13 protein-coding genes are annotated in these 15,431 nt (G+C 65.9%); 9 read left to right on the top strand and 4 right to left on the bottom strand.

What is annotated here, in order from left to right; genetic code table 11:
* Positions 1–173: 173 nt before the first annotated feature.
* The 4 genes from prmA (at position 174) to KUV81_RS08925 (ending at position 3,457) form a co-directional block, all read left to right on the top strand.
* Positions 174–1,055: a 50S ribosomal protein L11 methyltransferase gene (prmA, locus tag KUV81_RS08940; RefSeq protein WP_222543523.1), complete on the top strand. Its 882-nt coding sequence runs from the start codon at positions 174–176 to the stop codon at positions 1,053–1,055.
* Between the two features lie 227 nt (positions 1,056–1,282).
* A complete protein-coding gene (gene dusB / locus KUV81_RS08935; protein WP_222543522.1) occupies positions 1,283–2,242 on the top strand; it encodes a tRNA dihydrouridine synthase DusB in 960 nt (319 codons plus the stop codon).
* Positions 2,243–2,268: 26 nt separating this feature from the next.
* Entirely contained in the window at positions 2,269–2,577 is a 309-nt protein-coding gene (gene fis / locus KUV81_RS08930; protein WP_013343972.1) for a DNA-binding transcriptional regulator Fis, read from the top strand.
* 163 nt (positions 2,578–2,740) lie between these two features.
* Positions 2,741–3,457 (top strand): YebC/PmpR family DNA-binding transcriptional regulator, encoded by a 717-nt coding sequence (locus tag KUV81_RS08925; protein ID WP_222543521.1) that lies wholly within the window; start codon positions 2,741–2,743, stop codon positions 3,455–3,457.
* A 50-nt stretch (positions 3,458–3,507) separates the two neighbouring features.
* Here KUV81_RS08925 and KUV81_RS08920 read toward each other — a convergent pair whose 3' ends face one another.
* The 3 genes from KUV81_RS08920 to KUV81_RS08910 form a co-directional block, all read right to left on the bottom strand.
* Entirely contained in the window at positions 3,508–4,830 is a 1,323-nt protein-coding gene (locus KUV81_RS08920; protein WP_222543520.1) for an NAD(P)/FAD-dependent oxidoreductase, read from the bottom strand.
* An 18-nt stretch (positions 4,831–4,848) separates the two neighbouring features.
* Positions 4,849–5,439, bottom strand: coding sequence for a GNAT family N-acetyltransferase (locus tag KUV81_RS08915; protein ID WP_222543519.1), 591 nt, complete (start codon positions 5,437–5,439; stop codon positions 4,849–4,851).
* A gap of 207 nt (positions 5,440–5,646) precedes the next feature.
* Positions 5,647–7,815: an OmcA/MtrC family decaheme c-type cytochrome gene (locus tag KUV81_RS08910; RefSeq protein ID WP_222543518.1), complete on the bottom strand. Its 2,169-nt coding sequence runs from the start codon at positions 7,813–7,815 to the stop codon at positions 5,647–5,649.
* Between the two features lie 326 nt (positions 7,816–8,141).
* Here KUV81_RS08910 and KUV81_RS08905 point away from each other — a divergent pair, with 326 nt between their 5' ends.
* The gene (locus KUV81_RS08905) at positions 8,142–9,326 is read left to right on the top strand and encodes an MFS transporter (RefSeq protein WP_261389330.1); all 1,185 of its coding nucleotides are present in this window, start codon (positions 8,142–8,144) and stop codon (positions 9,324–9,326) included.
* Here the strand turns inward: KUV81_RS08905 and KUV81_RS08900 are convergent.
* Positions 9,289–10,185, bottom strand: coding sequence for a LysR family transcriptional regulator (locus KUV81_RS08900; RefSeq protein ID WP_222543517.1), 897 nt, complete (start codon positions 10,183–10,185; stop codon positions 9,289–9,291). The genes KUV81_RS08905 and KUV81_RS08900 overlap by 38 nt on opposite strands.
* A 124-nt stretch (positions 10,186–10,309) precedes the next feature.
* On the opposite strand from KUV81_RS08900, the gene KUV81_RS08895 reads away from it, so the two are divergent.
* The 4 genes from KUV81_RS08895 to KUV81_RS08880 all read left to right on the top strand — a co-directional run bounded on the left by KUV81_RS08895 (position 10,310) and on the right by KUV81_RS08880 (position 15,407).
* A complete protein-coding gene (locus KUV81_RS08895; protein WP_222543516.1) occupies positions 10,310–10,663 on the top strand; it encodes a DoxX family protein in 354 nt (117 codons plus the stop codon).
* Between the two features lie 183 nt (positions 10,664–10,846).
* The gene (locus KUV81_RS08890; RefSeq protein ID WP_222543515.1) at positions 10,847–13,363 is read left to right on the top strand and encodes a choice-of-anchor D domain-containing protein; all 2,517 of its coding nucleotides are present in this window, start codon (positions 10,847–10,849) and stop codon (positions 13,361–13,363) included.
* 128 nt (positions 13,364–13,491) lie between these two features.
* Positions 13,492–14,898, top strand: a complete 1,407-nt coding sequence (locus KUV81_RS08885) for a MipA/OmpV family protein (protein ID WP_222543514.1) — start codon at positions 13,492–13,494, stop codon at positions 14,896–14,898.
* Positions 14,886–15,407, top strand: coding sequence for a hypothetical protein (locus tag KUV81_RS08880; protein WP_222543513.1), 522 nt, complete (start codon positions 14,886–14,888; stop codon positions 15,405–15,407). Before KUV81_RS08885 ends, KUV81_RS08880 begins: the two co-directional genes overlap by 13 nt.
* The last annotated feature ends 24 nt before the right edge of the window (positions 15,408–15,431 follow it).

Here is a 15,431-nt window from a genome sequence, read left to right as displayed (position 1 = left end):
CCTTAACATAGCGCCGCTTATCCTTTCCAGAATGTGATCCCACTCAAAATCACCCATCCACTCGCGCATCCAAGGGCCCCAAAGCCGTTCAACCGTCGAAAAAAGAAACGCTGGCGAAACCCACCGGAGTCATTACAATTCGCCCCCTATTCCCCACCACAGCAGAGAGAGTCATGGCCTGGATCCAACTGCGCCTCAACGCCACCAACGCCACCGCCGAAACCATCAGCGACACCCTGATGGAACTGGGGGCGGCGTCCGTCACCTTTGTCGACGCCCAGGACACCCCGGTGTTTGAACCTGCGCCCGGGGAAACCCGCCTGTGGGGGGACACCGACGTGATCGGCCTGTTCGATGCCATCACCGAGATGGCGCCGGTGATCGAGGCGCTCAAGGCACTGCCGGAGCTGGCCAACCAGATGACCTATAAAGTGGAGGCGCTGGAGGACAAGGACTGGGAGCGGGCCTGGATGGACAACTTCCACCCCATGCAGTTCGGCCGCCGGCTGTGGATCTGCCCCTCCTGGCGTGAAGCCCCGGAGCCGGACGCCGTCAATGTGCTGCTGGACCCCGGCCTGGCCTTCGGCACCGGCACCCACCCCACCACCGCCCTCTGCCTGACCTGGCTGGACGGCCTGGATCTGACCAGCAAGTCGGTGGTGGATTTTGGCTGCGGCTCCGGCATTCTGGCCATCGCTGCCATCAAGCTCGGCGCCGAGCGGGTGGTGGGGCTGGACATCGATCCCCAGGCCCTGACCGCCTCCGCCGACAACGCCCAGCGCAACGGGGTGGAGGAGAAGCTGACGGTGTACCTGCCCAAGGACCAGCCGGCGGACCTGCAGGCCGACGTGGTGGTGGCCAACATCCTGGCCGGCCCGCTGCGGGAGCTGGCGCCGGTGATCAGCGCCCTGGTCAAACCCGGCGGCCAGCTGGCCCTGTCCGGCCTGTTGGCGGAGCAGGCCGAAGAGCTTCGCGCCATCTACGGCCAGTGGTTTGATCTCAACCCCACCGCCGTCGAGGGGGACTGGTGTCGATTGGATGGCACCAAGCGCTGAGCGACGCTCAACGACCGAAACTTTTTACGGCCGCGCAATAATTAGCCAACTCAGGGGCGCCAACAGAAGTAAGTGACCGCTAACGTCACTATCCCCATGGCGCCCCGATCCTTGAAGGCGATGTCAAGCAAAAAAATTTGCGCCGCGTTCATTTTCTAACCTTCCCAGGCCCGGAAAAAAGGAGTAATATTCGCCCCCTCGTAAACGAGCGGGACGGAAAAGTGACCTTGAAAATTGGACCCTATCGACTGGACAACCAGCTGATCGTGGCGCCGATGGCCGGAGTCACGGATCTCCCCTTTCGCCAGCTGTGCCGACGCCTCGGCGCCGGTCTGGCCGTGTCAGAGATGCTGTCGTCCAACCCCAAGGTGTGGGCGACGGAAAAATCGATGGCGCGGATGGATCACAGCGGTGAAACCGGCATTCGTTCCGTCCAAATCGCCGGCAGCGAGCCCGAGTTGATGGCTCAGGCCGCCCAGTTCAACGTTGAACGGGGCGCCCAGATCATCGACATCAATATGGGCTGCCCGGCCAAAAAAGTTAACAAGAAGCTGGCTGGCTCAGCCTTGCTGCGCCACCCGGATCTGGTGCGCCAAATCGTCGAAACCGTGGTTAACGCGGTGGACGTGCCGGTGACCTTGAAGATCCGTACCGGTTGGGACCCGGAGCACCGCAATGGCGTCGAGATCGCCCGGATTGCCGAGCAGTCCGGCATCGCCGCCCTCGCCGTACATGGCCGCACCAAGCAGTGCATGTACAAGGGCGAGGCGGAGTACGACACCATTGCCGCCATCAAGCAGGCCGTCAGCCTGCCGGTGATCGCCAACGGCGACATCGACAGCCCGGAGAAGGCCAGGTTCGTCCTGGATTACACCGGGGTCGACGGCTTGATGATCGGTCGTCCCGCCCAGGGTCGTCCCTGGATCTTTCGCGAGATCCAGCACTACCTGGAAACCGGTGACCACCTGCCGCCCCCGTCACGGGAGGAGCGGAAGGCCCTGATGCTGGAGCATCTGGAACAGTTGCACGCCTTCTACGGCGACGAGCGCGGCATGCGCATCGCCCGGAAGCACGTGGGCTGGTACCTGGAGCACCAGCAGCAGATGGAACTTCGCCGCCAGTTTAATGGGCTGGATAGCGCCGCTGCACAGCGCCAAGCCCTAGCCGGCTTCTTTGAATTGCATTGATTGTAAACAGACAGAGCAAAGACAGTATGTTTGACCAGCAGAACTCCTTTTCTGAAGCGCACCAACTGACCGTAGGCCAGATCGAAACCCCCAATGGCACTGTGAAGCCCCAGTTACTGCGCGACTCCGTGAAGCGTGCCGTAAGCAACTACTTTGCTCAACTGGATGGCCAAGAAGCCTCCGAAGTGTATGAGATGGTACTGTGCGAAGTGGAACAGCCCCTGCTGGACATCGTGATGCAGTACACCCGCGGCAACCAGACCCGCGCCGCCAACATCCTCGGCATCAACCGCGGCACCCTGCGTAAGAAGCTGAAGAAGTACGGCATGAACTAAGAGCGCTGCTCGAAGTTGCCAAAAACCGAGTCCCCGGACTCGGTTTTTTTGTGCCTGGACGCCGGGCGGAGCCGCCAAGGGGGGCCCGCCATTGGCCCTCTCCCGCGCAACTGGTACACTCTTGCCCCGTTATCGTTAGAACCTAGACAGAGCGAGATTCCCGATGGGTCGCAGTTTCGAAGTCCGTAAGGCCTCCATGGCCAAGACCGCCGGTCAGAAGACCAAGGTCTACTCCAAGTACAGTAAAGAGATCTACGTGGTGGCGAAAAACGGCAGCCCGGATCCCGACGCCAACCTGGCTCTGCGCAGCCTGATCGACCGCGCCAAGAAGGATCAGGTGCCCGGCCACGTGATCGACAAGGCCATCGACAAGGCCAAAGGCGGCGCAGGGGAGGACTACACCCCGGCACGCTACGAAGGCTTCGGCCCCGGCAACTGCATGGTGATCGTCGACTGTCTGACCGACAACAACAAGCGCACCTTCACCGACGTGCGCCAGTGCTTCGTCAAGACCGACGCCAAGATCGGCTCCCCCGGTGTGGTGGCCCACATGTTCGATCACCAGGCGATCTTCTCCTTCGCCGGTGACGACGAGGATGCCGTACTCGAGGCCCTGATGATGGCCGACGTGGACGTCACCGACGTGGAAGCCGAAGAGGGCGCCATCACCGTATTCGCCCCCAACACCGAGTACTTCAAGGCCAAAACCGCCCTGCAGGAAGCCTTCGAGGGGATCGAGTTCGACGTCGAAGAGATCACCTTCGTGCCCCAGACCTACACCAAGATCGAGGGTGACGACGTGGCGATGTTCGAGAAGTTCCTGGCGATGCTGGAAGATTGCGACGACGTGCAGAACGTCTACCACAACGCCGAACTCTGAGCGTGGTAGATAAGAAAAAAGCCGGTCAGTGACCGGCTTTTTTTGTGTCCTCAGAGGGCGTCCACCAGGCGGCCATAGTGGTAATAGCCCCACTGGCCGAGCCGTCGCAGCGGCGCCAGGGGAAACCTGGGCAGGGGGCCCTGATACAGCGGCAGTGCCGCCTCTTCCAGGCCGATGATGCGCTCCGCCAGCCGCTTGCCCGCCTGGGCGCTGAAAGCCACCCCGCTGCCGCAATAGCCCAGGGCGTAGTGCAGGTTGTCCTCGCTGTGCACCCGGGGCAGATCGTCCAGCGCCACGCTGATCCAGCCGCTCCAGGCGTAATCGATGCGCGGCGCCGGCAACCCCGGGTAGGCCTGCTTAAGCGCCGCCAGCAGACGCAGGCGAAACACCGCTTTGTCGGCGTGCTTGCCGCTGATCGCCCCGCGGCCGCCGAACAGCACCCGGCCATCGGGCAGGCGACGGTAATAGTACTTGAGCGCCCGGGTGTCCATCACCACCGAAGTCGTGTGCAGCCCCGCCGCCGCCAGTTCGGCATTGCTGAACGGCTGGGTGACGATGACGCTGGAGAGCACCGGCAGCTGCCGCCCCTCCACCACCGGGTGCAGCCCCTTCGGGGTGTAGCCGCCACCGGCCAGCACCAGGTGGCGGGCGGTAACCTGGCCACCGGGGGTGATCAGACGATGACGCCGTCCGGCGGACTCGATGGCCACCACCGGCGTGGCGCCAAACAGCCGCGCGCCCCGGGCCTGGGCCAGCCGGGCGTAGCCCTGGGCCAGCTTCAGCGGGTTCACACCGAAGTTGTCGTCGAAACGCAGGGCCCCGTGGGCCCCCTGGTGCCCCAGGTGACTGGCGGCCAGCTCGTCCGGGGCCAGCCAGCGCACCGGCACCCCGGCCTGCTCCCGCAGCAAGGTGGCCTGGGCCTGAAGCGGCGCCACCCAGCGGGCGCTGTGGGCCACCTTGTAGTAGCCGGGGGCCTGAGCCTCACAGTCGATCTCCCCCTCCTCAATCAGCTGGGCCACGGTGGTCACCGCCGCCTGGTACTCGGCAAACACCGCCCGCCCCTGCGCCTCTCCGAAACGCTTTTGCAGCTGGGCCAGCCCCAGCCGACCGGTGCCGGTGAGGACAAAGCCGGCGTTGCGGCCGCTGCAGCCCCAGGCCAGCTGGTTGGCTTCCAGCAGCGCCACCCCCACCCCGAGACGGGCCAGGTGCAGCGCAGTGGACAAGCCGGTGTAGCCGCCGCCGACGATGGCCACCTCCACGTCCAGGGATTCGGAAAGCGTCGGTAGGGTCAGGGGGGGCACCGTCTGGGCCCAGTAGCTGTCGGGATAGGGCTCACCCTGGCCCGGGTGGCGCTGATGAAGGGGGTCGTACATGGGTCGCGTCCGTGCGGTTCAGGCCCCGGGGGCCGTGCGAAAATCGATGATCATCTCGGCGGCGGTGCAGCTGCAGGGGATCCCGCAGATCACGCAGTCGTAGCCCTCCAGGCTGTCCTGCCGCCACTTGCCCGGGTGGTCTGCCACCAACTGCCCACCGCACTTGCTGAAGTAGAGAAAGGCACTGTTGCCCGGGCTGGCGCGCCAGATGTGCGCCAGCCCGGCTTCGGCCCCCTGGGCCCGGGCGGCGTCGATGGAGCGGCGCAGCAGCGCGGCCCCCAGTCCCTCGCCCCGGTGGGCCTCGTCCACGGTGTTGCACTTGAAGTAACACACCTTGTCCGGCGAGACCGGCCACTTGTCGGGGGTGCACCACTGGTCCGGTTGCCAGTGGCCGGCTGCGAAGGTGAGGCGAAAGCCCACCACGGTGTCCCCCTCCAGGGCGACGAAGCTGCAGTTGATGCCGTTATGAAAGGATTTGGCGGCGTGGGCGCGCAGGCCCTCGTCAGTGAGGTAGCCGTCGCCGTGGACGAGGTTGCCCAGGGCCACCACACCGGCAAAGTGGGCCGGGGCCAGCGGCTCGATGCGCCAGCGGCCGTGTTGCTCTGTCATGAATGCGTTCCTGCTTGTAGTAACCCGGTGCTCTTTGGACACCGTTGCGAACCGGGCGATTCCCGGTCGAAGGGAACAAGCTACCCCAGCGCCCCAACAAATTCGACCCCGACGGTGAACCGGGGTCGCCAATGGGCAAAAAAAGGGGAGCCCCTGGGGGCTCCCTCGGGAGGCCGACTGCCCATCAGGACAGCCGGGAGCGCAAGCTCAGAAGCTGTGCACGTCGGCGTGGCACACCGCGCAGCTTTCCACCGGCGGGTTGGGCACGGCGTTGGCCGGATCCACGATGGCGCCCTGGGAGGCGGCGTGGGCCGCAACCGCATCGGACTCGTGGCAGGCCAGGCAGGTGGCCGCTACCGGGGAGACCCGATCGACGTTATCCAGATCCAGGCTGACGCGGAAGCCGGTCTTGCCGGATTGCAGGGCACCGCTGCCGTCGAACCACTGGTCGCTGACGTGGCAGGCCTGGCAGTCGGTCAGCAGGTTCGGGTAGCCGATGCTCTCACCTTCGCCAAAGTACTCGCTGTGGCCGGCGTGGAACTTGTGGGTGTTGAGCCCCAGGTCCCGGGCACTGCCTTTGAAGAAGATGACATTCTCGTTGTGGCAATGGACGCACTGCTCAATCTTGTCCACCCCGTGGTGGCCGCGCTTACCGTAGGCGATGTCGCCGTGGCAGTCGTTGCACTTGGCAATGGAGACCACGCCGCCCTCGTCGGTGGCATAGCGGGACATCACCACGTCCGGGTTGGCCGGGTTGGCGGTATCGAAGTAGACCGCGTCGGACTTCATCGCCAGCGAGATAGTGTCGTCAATCTCGGCGCCACAGGTGGTCAGGGCCCCGTCGTTGGCGCACAGGCGCACGTCACCGATGATCACCCCGCTGCCGGTCACGATGCTGGTGGGCGCCGTGGTGCTGGTCGCGTAGTGGGTGCCGTTGTACAGCGCTTCCTGGAAGGGGGCGCTGCCGGTGCCGTAGGCGGTGTAGGCCAGGGCGTAGCCGCTGTCGGCCTGGAAGTTCACCAACCACTTCTGGGCGGAGGAGATGAAGTCCAGGGTGGCCAGATCACCGGTGAACTCGGCGCCGTTCAGGTAGGCCTTGAAGCCGAAACTGACGGTGGTCAGGGTCGGATCCAGCGGGTCCGGAGTCACCATGATGGTGGCCGGGTCGACCTCGGCGTAGAAGGCGTCCCGCAGGGTGTCGCGGATGCCGATCTCGTGGGCCGCCATCACCCCCAGTGCCCCGCTGCCGTGGCAGTTGATGCAGGCCGCGTCGGTGCTGATGACGATGCCACCGTGGTTTTCCCCGGTGCGGGGATCGGTGTCGATGTGGCAGGCCACACAGGCGTCGCGGTAGAGGTTGTCGGTAAAGGCGGTGTTCCCCTCGTGGCAGGTCAGGCAGTTGTTGAGCTCACCCGGGTAGTGAATGTGGCCCATAAACTCCAGTGCCTCACCGCTCAAGCTGTCGGCGATGTGGCTGCCGGCGTGGAGCCGGTGCACCAGTACCGTCAGGTCCCAGTTGCCCTCATTCCAGCCTTCCGCCACCTGCTCTTCGCTGGCTTCCCAGAAGGGGTTGTGACAGTTCACGCAGTTGCCCACGCTCTGGTAGTTGTGGTGGGCGTGGATGTTGCTGATGATGCCGCCCTCTTCGCCGCCGTGGCACCCTTGGCAGGCGGTGTCACTGACGATGTCGCGGCCGCTGTCCTCCAGCACCTCGCCGGTGGCGGGGATGAAGTCCATCCGCTCGGAGAGCACCTTGTCGGACACGCCGTTGCCGGTGGCATCGACGATGTTGTAGGCCCGCAGCCAGAGGCGGTGGGTCAAATCCATATCGTCGCCTTCGAGGATCACCGGGGCCGGGGTGTCGGCGTGTTCCCAGGTGCCGGTGTAGTGGCCCGGCTCACCCTCGACCAGGGTGCAGGCCTTGTAGGTGTTGCCCCGCACGGTGATCTCGCCGCCACCGATGGCGCAGTACATGGAGCTGGCGCCGGCACTGAGGTAGCTGTGGCTGGCCCAGGCGGTCGGCGCACCGATGTCCTCCTGGTTGATGGTCAGGTGGGAGAGGTAGATGGCGATGCGGTCCAGCCCGACGAAGGGCACGGTGTCGCCCTGGGGGTTCAGCCCGGCCAGTTCGAACTCGATGCCGAACTCGTCGGTAAAGGCGATCCCTTCGGGCGTTAGGGTGAAGGTCAGATCGCTCGCGTTTTCTGCGGTAGTAGCAAAACTGCCGGCTGGCAGACCAGGGGCTCCGGGGTCACCGGGAGGACCCGGAGGTCCGGCTTCGCCTGGAGCACCGTCTTTGCCATCGTCACCACAGGCCGAGAGTGCCATTGCGCTGGCCAGGGCCAGGGCAAGCAGATGAAGATGATGAGTGCGCATGATTATCCGTCCTTAGAGTTGTATAACCCGCTGCATTTACAAAATCGCAACACTGGTTGCCCTTTGGGTGTAACACAGATAACCCTGCCTTTGTTAAGGGTTTAGACGCTATTCGAACCTTGTTTAACCTGGATCAATTTTGACCAATCTGATGGCATTTTGAGCAACCCCGAAGCGTGATCCAGGTCACTTTCGGCGGGGGTTTCGGCCCTTTGAGGAGCAAGGCCAGTCCAAGGGGCTGGATCCATCCCTTTTGCCCATCTGGCTCTATCCGGCCAGGCCATTTCGGGTAAGGTGAGATCAGACCCTTAGCGCAAGGAGCGCTCATGACCCAGATGGACACCGCCCAGGCCAGCGCGCCCAACCGACGCCCCAAGGCGGCCGCCGATGGCCTTGTCGCCCGGGTGCTGCTGGCGTTTCTGGCCACCGCCGGCCTCTTCTACGTCAACATCATGCCGGCCCTGGTGGACGGCCTGGTCACCGGGCTGGACTTCAGCAAGCGGGACGCCGGCCTGGTGGGTTCGCTCAACGTCTACGGCGCGGCCCTGGGGGCCTTTGCCATTGTGCTGGTGGTCAAACGCCTGGCCTGGCGCCGCGCCGCCTACGCCATGCTGCTGACCCTGCTGGCCCTGGACGCCCTCTCCATCCTGGTGACCACCCCGATGGCGCTGATGGCCCTGCGCTTTGTCCACGGCGTGGTGGGCGGTGCCCTGGTGGGGGTCGGCTTTGCGGTGATCGCCCGGGCCAGCGATCCGGACAAGACTTTCGGCATGCTGTTGCTGGTGCAGTTCGGCCTCGGCGGCCTTGGGGTGATGTACCTTCCCCGGCTGGTGCCGGAGTACGGCACCGCGGTGCTCTTTCTCTCCCTTATCGCCTTTACCCTGGTGACCCTGGCGATGGTGCCCTTTCTCGACGACTACCCGGTGGCCCGGCCCCATGCCGAGCAGGACTCGGCGGCCGGCATCGAGAAACGCCCCCTGGCCCTGACCCTGGCGGCGCTGTTCCTGTTCCAGGGCGCCAACATGGGGCTCTACGCCTACATCCTGCCCCTGGCCGAGGCCGCGGGGCTGGGCACCGAGTTCACCTCCCGCACTCTGGGCCAGGCGGCCTGGGTGGGGATCTTGGGCTCCGGCCTGGTGGTGCTGTTCTCCGTCCGGTTCGGTCGCACCTGGCCGCTGCTGCTGGCCATCGGCCTGACCGCGGTGGGCACCTGGGGCCTGCACCTGAGCGAACGGGAGTGGGTGTTCTGGCTCGCCAACGTGGGGATCGGTGTGACCTGGGCCTTTGTGATCCCCTACCTGCTGGGGATGGCCGCCGCCTTCGACCGCCACGGCCAGATGGCGGCCCTGGGGGGCTTCGCCTCCAAGATGGGGCTGGCCTCCGGCCCCATGGTCGCGGCGCTGCTGGTGGGCGAGGGCAACTACACCCTGCTCATCAACCTGGCAGTGGGGGCACTGCTGCTGTGCATCGCCGTCATGCTGCCCCCTGCCCGCCGGCTGGATCGCCGCTGATCACCGCCTGGGCCAACGTGGTGCGCAACCAGCGATGGGCCGGGCTCTGCTGCTGACGCTCGTGCCACACCGCCTTCAGGGTTAACGCGGGCAGCGGCAGCGGCGCGGGCAACACCGCCAGGGGCCAGTGACGGGCCGCCTGGCGGGCGAAGGACTCCGGCACCAGGGCCACCCTCTCGCTGGCCACCAGCAGCGGCGGGATCATCCCCAGGTTCCCCACCTGCATCGCCAAAGGCGGCTCCGCCAGCCGGTGCACCCGGGCGTACTGGCGCAGCGGATCGTCCCGCTCGCTGAGCAGACTCAGTCGCACCTGGGGCAACCGAAACAGCGCCTCGCTCCCCCACGCCTCCCGGGCCGGATGGCCCGCATCCAGCAGGCACACCAGGGCCTCCTCCCTCAGCCGCTGCTGGTAGAAGCGCGGTTTGGCCGCCAGGGCGCCGGCGATGATGAGATCCACCCGCTGATCGTCCAGCTGCTCATACCCCGCCTCCCCCAGGGTATCCACCGTCAGATTGAGCCCCGGCGCTTCGGCCTGCACTTGGTTGAGCGCCGGGGCCAGGTAGGCGCTGAGCAGGAAATCGTGGGTCAGCAGGGTGACGTCGCCGCTCAGCTGAGCCGGGTCAAACCGGGCGGGGGTGATCAGCGCGTCGAGCTCCCCCACCACCCGGCCCAGCCCGGCCGCCATCGCCAGCGCCCGGGGGGTGGGCTCCAGCCCCTGGGCGGTGCGCACAAACAGGGGATCGTCCAGGGCCAGTCGCAGCCGGCCCAGGGCATGACTGACCGCCGACTGGCTCAGGTGCAGCCGCTTGGCGGCGCGCCCCACGTGGCGCTCCTCCAGAAGTATCGTAAGGGTTTTCAACAGGTTGAGGTCCAGCCCCAACAAATTATCAATTTGCTGCATATTGCTAATGAGCCAACATCACTTCTGCTCATGATGGCCCAGGGGTAGGCTTCAGGCCAATCCCTAATCGCCCGGAGGCCTTATGATCCTCACCGTCACAGCCCTGCTCTCCCTGTTCTTTGCCCTGGCTGGCTCCATCAAGCTCACCGGCTGGCAAAAGACCGTCTTCGCCGCCCAGCTCGAGTTCTTCCACCTCTACGGCCTCAACCGTGGCCTGATGGCCGTGGTCGGCGCCATCGAGGTGTTCGGCGCCCTCGCCGTCTGGTTTCCCGACCGCCCCCTGGGCGTGGCCGGCATCGCCGCATTGCTGCTCACCTCCCTTGGCGCCCTGTTCTGCCATCTGCGCTTCGACAGCTGGCGCAACGGCATCCCGGCGATGATCACCGCCGCCCTGTCGGCCCTGGTGCTGACCCCGGCGCTGATCCCCTACCTCTGACGCCCATCTGGCCCCATCCGGGCAGGCCAACTGGTGCTACGCCCAACCAGTTGGCTGACCTAGGGTGGGCAGGTGAACCGATTTCATTCGACACCGCGGTCCGGACAGGGAGGTTCGGGAGATGGGGCCCCACAAGGAGTGGGTCTGGGTTCACCTGGACAACATTCCATGATGGAGCACACCATGAAAGGACTGATCTCCGTGGCCCTGTTAACCGCCAGCTTCAGCTGCGCCACCCAGGCCGCCACCCTCTTTAGCGACGATTTCGAAGACCACGACGCCAACGGCTGGACCCTGGTGGGCAACGCCCAGACCAGCGGCACCCAGGCCATCGGCAACTACGCCCTGCGCCTGAAACAGACCGCCTCGGCCACCACCAGCGTGGACGCCAGCGGCCACTCGGCCGTCACCATCACCATGCACCTGGCGGCCACCGGCCTGGAGAGCGGCGACAACTGCTACGCCGAGTTCTCCACCGACGGCGGCAGCAACTGGACCACCCTGGTGCACCTGGTGGACGGCCAGGACGACGCCACCTTCCACAACGCCAGCGCCAGCCCCACCGAGGCGGAGGACAACGCCGATCTGCGCCTGCGCTTTCGCAGCACCGGCAACCTGCTGGGGGACTACTGCTGGGGCGACAACGTCACCGTTACCGGCACCGCCGGCGGCGTCACCCCCAAACCGCAGCTGAGCGTCAGCGGCGCCACTCACCTGGGAAGCGTCGATCTCGGCGACAGCGCCCAGAGCGCCCTCTCCCTGAGTAACGCCGGCACCGCGGATCTGAATCTCGGCACGCTCTCCGCCCTGGCCTCGCCCTTTGCCCTGGCCAGCGACGCCTGCTCCGGCCAGACCCTGGCCCCCGGGGCCGACTGCGCCGTGACCGCCCAGTTCAGCCCCAACGCCACCGGCTACCAGAGCGCCAGCCTGAGCATCCCCTCCAATGACGCCAACAGCCCGCTGACCCTGACCCTCTCCGGCACCGGCGTCGAGCCCGGCTCCGTGGTGGACGATTTCGACCCCCTCTCTGGCAGCGGCGCGGTCAGTCGCAGCCTGCTGAGCTACGCCACCCTCACCGGTGGCAGCGCCGCTTTGGTGGCCACCGACGGCTACGCCCTGCCCGCCGAGGCCGCCCACCCCAGCAACCAGTTCGAGGGACGGCTGGAGCTGTTCGGCGAGGCCAGCGGCGGCAGCTTTGACGAGCACAAGGACAGCTTCCGCTACACCGGCAATGGCGACACCACCCGCAAACACCTGCCGGAGTTCGACTTCGAGTTTGTCCAGACCGGCAGCCACCTGGTGCCCACCCAGCGGGGCAACATTCCCGCCAGTCACCCGGAGTGGGAGTACATCCTGGAGCCGGGCCGGGTGTGGGATGAGAACGGCGACAACGGCTACAGCCGCGCCGTGCTGCCCTTCACCCTGCACCAGAAAAACGCCAACTGTCAGCACAACGGCCTGATGAGCTTCCTGTTCAAGGACGACGGCAGCGTCTCCAAGGTGAGCTACCAGATCGCCTCGGAAACCTGCCTCTACTTCCAGTTCGACATGTGGGGCCTGCTGGACGCCAGCTACACCCCCCAGGCCGTGGCCGGTGCCAGCACGCTAAAGGCCGATCACCAGGCCGAGGAGGCCGGCCGCCTGCCCACCAAGCCCATCAGCGCCCTGGCCACCGACCACCCCGGCGCCGATCCCAGCCAGTTCGGCTCGGCAGCGGAGACGGATCCGGCCTACATGACCCTGTTCGGCTTCGTCATCGACGGCGTCAACTACGTCGGCGGCTGCCAGACCCGCCAGGGGCCGCACCCCTACTGCCACCGCATCACGGTGCCCTCCTACTCCACCGCCAAGACGGTGTTCGCCGGCGCCGCCCTGATGCGCCTGGAGAAGCTCTACAGCGGGGTGAAGGATGAGCCCATCGCCGACTACGTCAGCGACTGCGCCGCCGACGGCAACTGGGGCGACGTGCGGCTCGAGGACAACCTGGACATGGGCACCGGCAACTACAACCTCTCCGGCTACATGAGCGACGAAGGGGCCAGCCACACCAACGACCTCTTCCTGCCGGAGGACCACGCCTCCAAGATCGCCTACAGCTGCACCGAGTACAGCCGCAAGGCCCAGCCCGGCACCCGGTGGGTGTACCACACCTCGGACACCTACATCCTGGGCACCGCCATGGACGCCTACCTCAAGCAGCAGCAGGGCAGCAGCGCCGACCTGTTTGATGATCTGGTGGTGCAGGACCTCTACGCCCCCCTGGGGCTGTCGCCGGCGGCCAAGGTCAGCCGTCGTACCTACGACGCCAAGGCCCAGCCCTTCGCCGGCTGGGGGCTGACCTTCCTGCAGGACGACGTGGCCAAGCTGGCCAAGTTCCTGGCGGACGACGACGGGACGATCGGCGGCCAGGCGATGTTCGACAGCGCCCTGTTCGAAGCGGCGATGCAGCGCGACGGCAGCGACCGCGGCCTGGACCCCCTGACGGACTACAAGTACAACAACGGCTTCTGGGCCCATGAGGTGAAGGCCAAAGTCGGCTGCAGCAGCGACACCTGGGTGCCCTTCATGTCCGGTTACGGCGGGATCTCCGTACTCCTGCTGCCCAACGGCACCGCCTACTACGTGTTCAGCGACAACGACACCTACCTGTGGTCCATGGCGGCCGCCGAGTCCAACCGGATCCGGCCCTACTGCCAGTAACCCCCAGTTCGGCTGTGTCGGGCGACACACCGCGGGGCCTTCGGGCCCCGTTTTTTGTCCGGCAACCTTTGCAATTCTGTCCATAATTACAGCCAGATACCGACTTTTTTGGGGCCAATATGGGCAGGATGCGATGGGCAGCGCTGGGGCTGACGCTGGTGACGCCGGCCCTGATGGCCGCCTCCCTGGTGACGGAAACCCCCATGGCGGACGCGCCCCCCGGCACCGTCGGCCTGGGCTTCGGCCTGCGCTTTGGCGAGTCCCCCTACCAGGGGATCGACAACGTCTCCAGCATCAACAACGACAACGGCACCGATCTCATCCCCCTCTACCTCTACGAAGGGAAATACCTCTTCGCCCACGGCACCTCCGCCGGGGTGCACCTGGTGCGCAACGACTGGCTCAAACTGGACCTGATTGGCCGCTACCGCTTCGACCGCCTGGAGCCGGACGCCGATCCCGCCTTTATCGGCCTGGAGCCCCGTCGCCAGACGGTGGACGGCGGCCTGGAGGCCACCTTGAAATCCGACTACGGCCACCTGCGCCTCGGCGCCCTGTGGGACTTGCTCGGCCGCCACCAGGGGGGCGAGATGGAGGTGACCTACCTCAACACCTTCAGCCCCGCCCGCTGGCGCATCACCCCCTATGTCAGCTACCTCTACCAGACCGAAGACCTGCTGGATTACTACTACTCGGTGCCCAGCGAGATCCCCCTGCCCCCCATCGAGCCGCCGCCCCCCACCTTCCCGGAGTACGCCGTCAACGGCGGTGACCACTTCTGGCGCGTAGGGGTGAACACCAGCTACCAGCTCAGCGCCGGCTGGCACCTCTACGCCAACCTGGCCTGGGAGACGGTGCCGGACAAGGCCAAGGCCAGCCCCATGGTGGAGCGGGACCAGCTGGTTACCGGCCTGGTGGGGGCCACCTACTACTTCGGCGATCTGCAGCAGAGCCAGGTGGGGGAGCAGCGCAGCGGCGAGTGGAGCCTGCGCATCAACGGCGGCTACACCGCCGAGGAGACCTTCCACAAGGTGCACCGGGGCTACGTGCGTGAAAGCGAGGACGTGGAAACCTACCTGGTGGGGCTGACGGTGGGGCGGCTGCTCAACGACGGCGAGACGCTGGACGCCTGGGGCCGCTTCTCACTGAACCGACGGCTGGAGAACGACTACCAGGACGACTTTTTCGAGTACGTGGCCTACGTGATGCTGATGGGCACCGGCTACAGCCCCTGGAGCGAGCAGGAGTGGTTCCGCTACGGCTTCGGCTTTGGCTTCTCCTACGCTGATCAGGTGCCCATCATCGAGCAGGTCAAGCAGGCCGAGCGCGGCCGTGAGACCGCCCACTTCCTCAACTACCTCGAAGCCACCGTCGACTTCCCCACCAATCTGCTGCTGGGCAACCTCGGCAGCAAGGACTGCTACATCGGCCTCACCATCGTCCACCGCTCCGGGATCTTCGCCAACTCCGACATCCTCGGCAACGTCTCCGGCGGCTCCGACGTACTGACAGGACACCTGGAATGCAGACTCTGATCCCCCTGCTTCTGCTGCTGGCCCTGACCGGCTGCAGCTTAAGCCCGACCCCCAGCGACACCGCCCTGACCGACAGCCGGGCCGCCCTCAGCGCCTTTCAGGCCGACGACCGACTGACCCGGTTTTTCGACGAGGCCAAAATCGTGGTGGTGTTCCCCAGCGCCTGGCGGGCGGGCATGGGCTTTGGCGGCGGCTACGCACTGGGCACCGTCTACCGCGACAACGCGCCGGTGGGCGTGGCGCGGATGTGGCAGTTCAGCGCCGGGGCCAACGTCGGCGGCCAGCGCTACCGGCAGATAGTGTTTTTCAAAACCGACGCCGCCTTCGAGGCGATGGGTCAGGCCAGCAACGAGTTCGCCGGCCAGGCCCACGCGGCGCTGATCACCGCCGGCGGCGCCACCAACCCCGGCTACAACCCCGAGGTGGCGGTGTTCAGCCAATTGCGCGGTGGGTTGCTGCTGGAAGCCTCCGTGGGGCTGCACCGGTATGAGTTCGCGGTTGGGGAGTAGGTAACGGGTAGCCCTTAACTTCCG

This window comes from Ferrimonas balearica (assembly GCF_019802085.1).
Taxonomy (GTDB): Bacteria; Pseudomonadota; Gammaproteobacteria; order Enterobacterales; family Shewanellaceae; genus Ferrimonas; species Ferrimonas balearica_B.
This window is presented reverse-complemented; position numbering and strand designations above follow the sequence as displayed.

Coding starts and splice junctions, on each gene's coding strand:
- prmA (WP_222543523.1), top strand. CDS start 174: ATGGCCTGGATCCAACTGCGCCTCAACGCCACCAACGCCACCGCCGAA.
- fis (WP_013343972.1), top strand. CDS start 2,269: ATGTTTGACCAGCAGAACTCCTTTTCTGAAGCGCACCAACTGACCGTA.
- KUV81_RS08925 (WP_222543521.1), top strand. CDS start 2,741: ATGGGTCGCAGTTTCGAAGTCCGTAAGGCCTCCATGGCCAAGACCGCC.
- KUV81_RS08920 (WP_222543520.1), bottom strand. CDS start 4,830: ATGTACGACCCCCTTCATCAGCGCCACCCGGGCCAGGGTGAGCCCTAT.
- KUV81_RS08915 (WP_222543519.1), bottom strand. CDS start 5,439: ATGACAGAGCAACACGGCCGCTGGCGCATCGAGCCGCTGGCCCCGGCC.
- KUV81_RS08910 (WP_222543518.1), bottom strand. CDS start 7,815: ATGCGCACTCATCATCTTCATCTGCTTGCCCTGGCCCTGGCCAGCGCA.
- KUV81_RS08905 (WP_261389330.1), top strand. CDS start 8,142: ATGACCCAGATGGACACCGCCCAGGCCAGCGCGCCCAACCGACGCCCC.
- KUV81_RS08895 (WP_222543516.1), top strand. CDS start 10,310: ATGATCCTCACCGTCACAGCCCTGCTCTCCCTGTTCTTTGCCCTGGCT.
- KUV81_RS08890 (WP_222543515.1), top strand. CDS start 10,847: ATGAAAGGACTGATCTCCGTGGCCCTGTTAACCGCCAGCTTCAGCTGC.
- KUV81_RS08885 (WP_222543514.1), top strand. CDS start 13,492: ATGCGATGGGCAGCGCTGGGGCTGACGCTGGTGACGCCGGCCCTGATG.
- KUV81_RS08880 (WP_222543513.1), top strand. CDS start 14,886: ATGCAGACTCTGATCCCCCTGCTTCTGCTGCTGGCCCTGACCGGCTGC.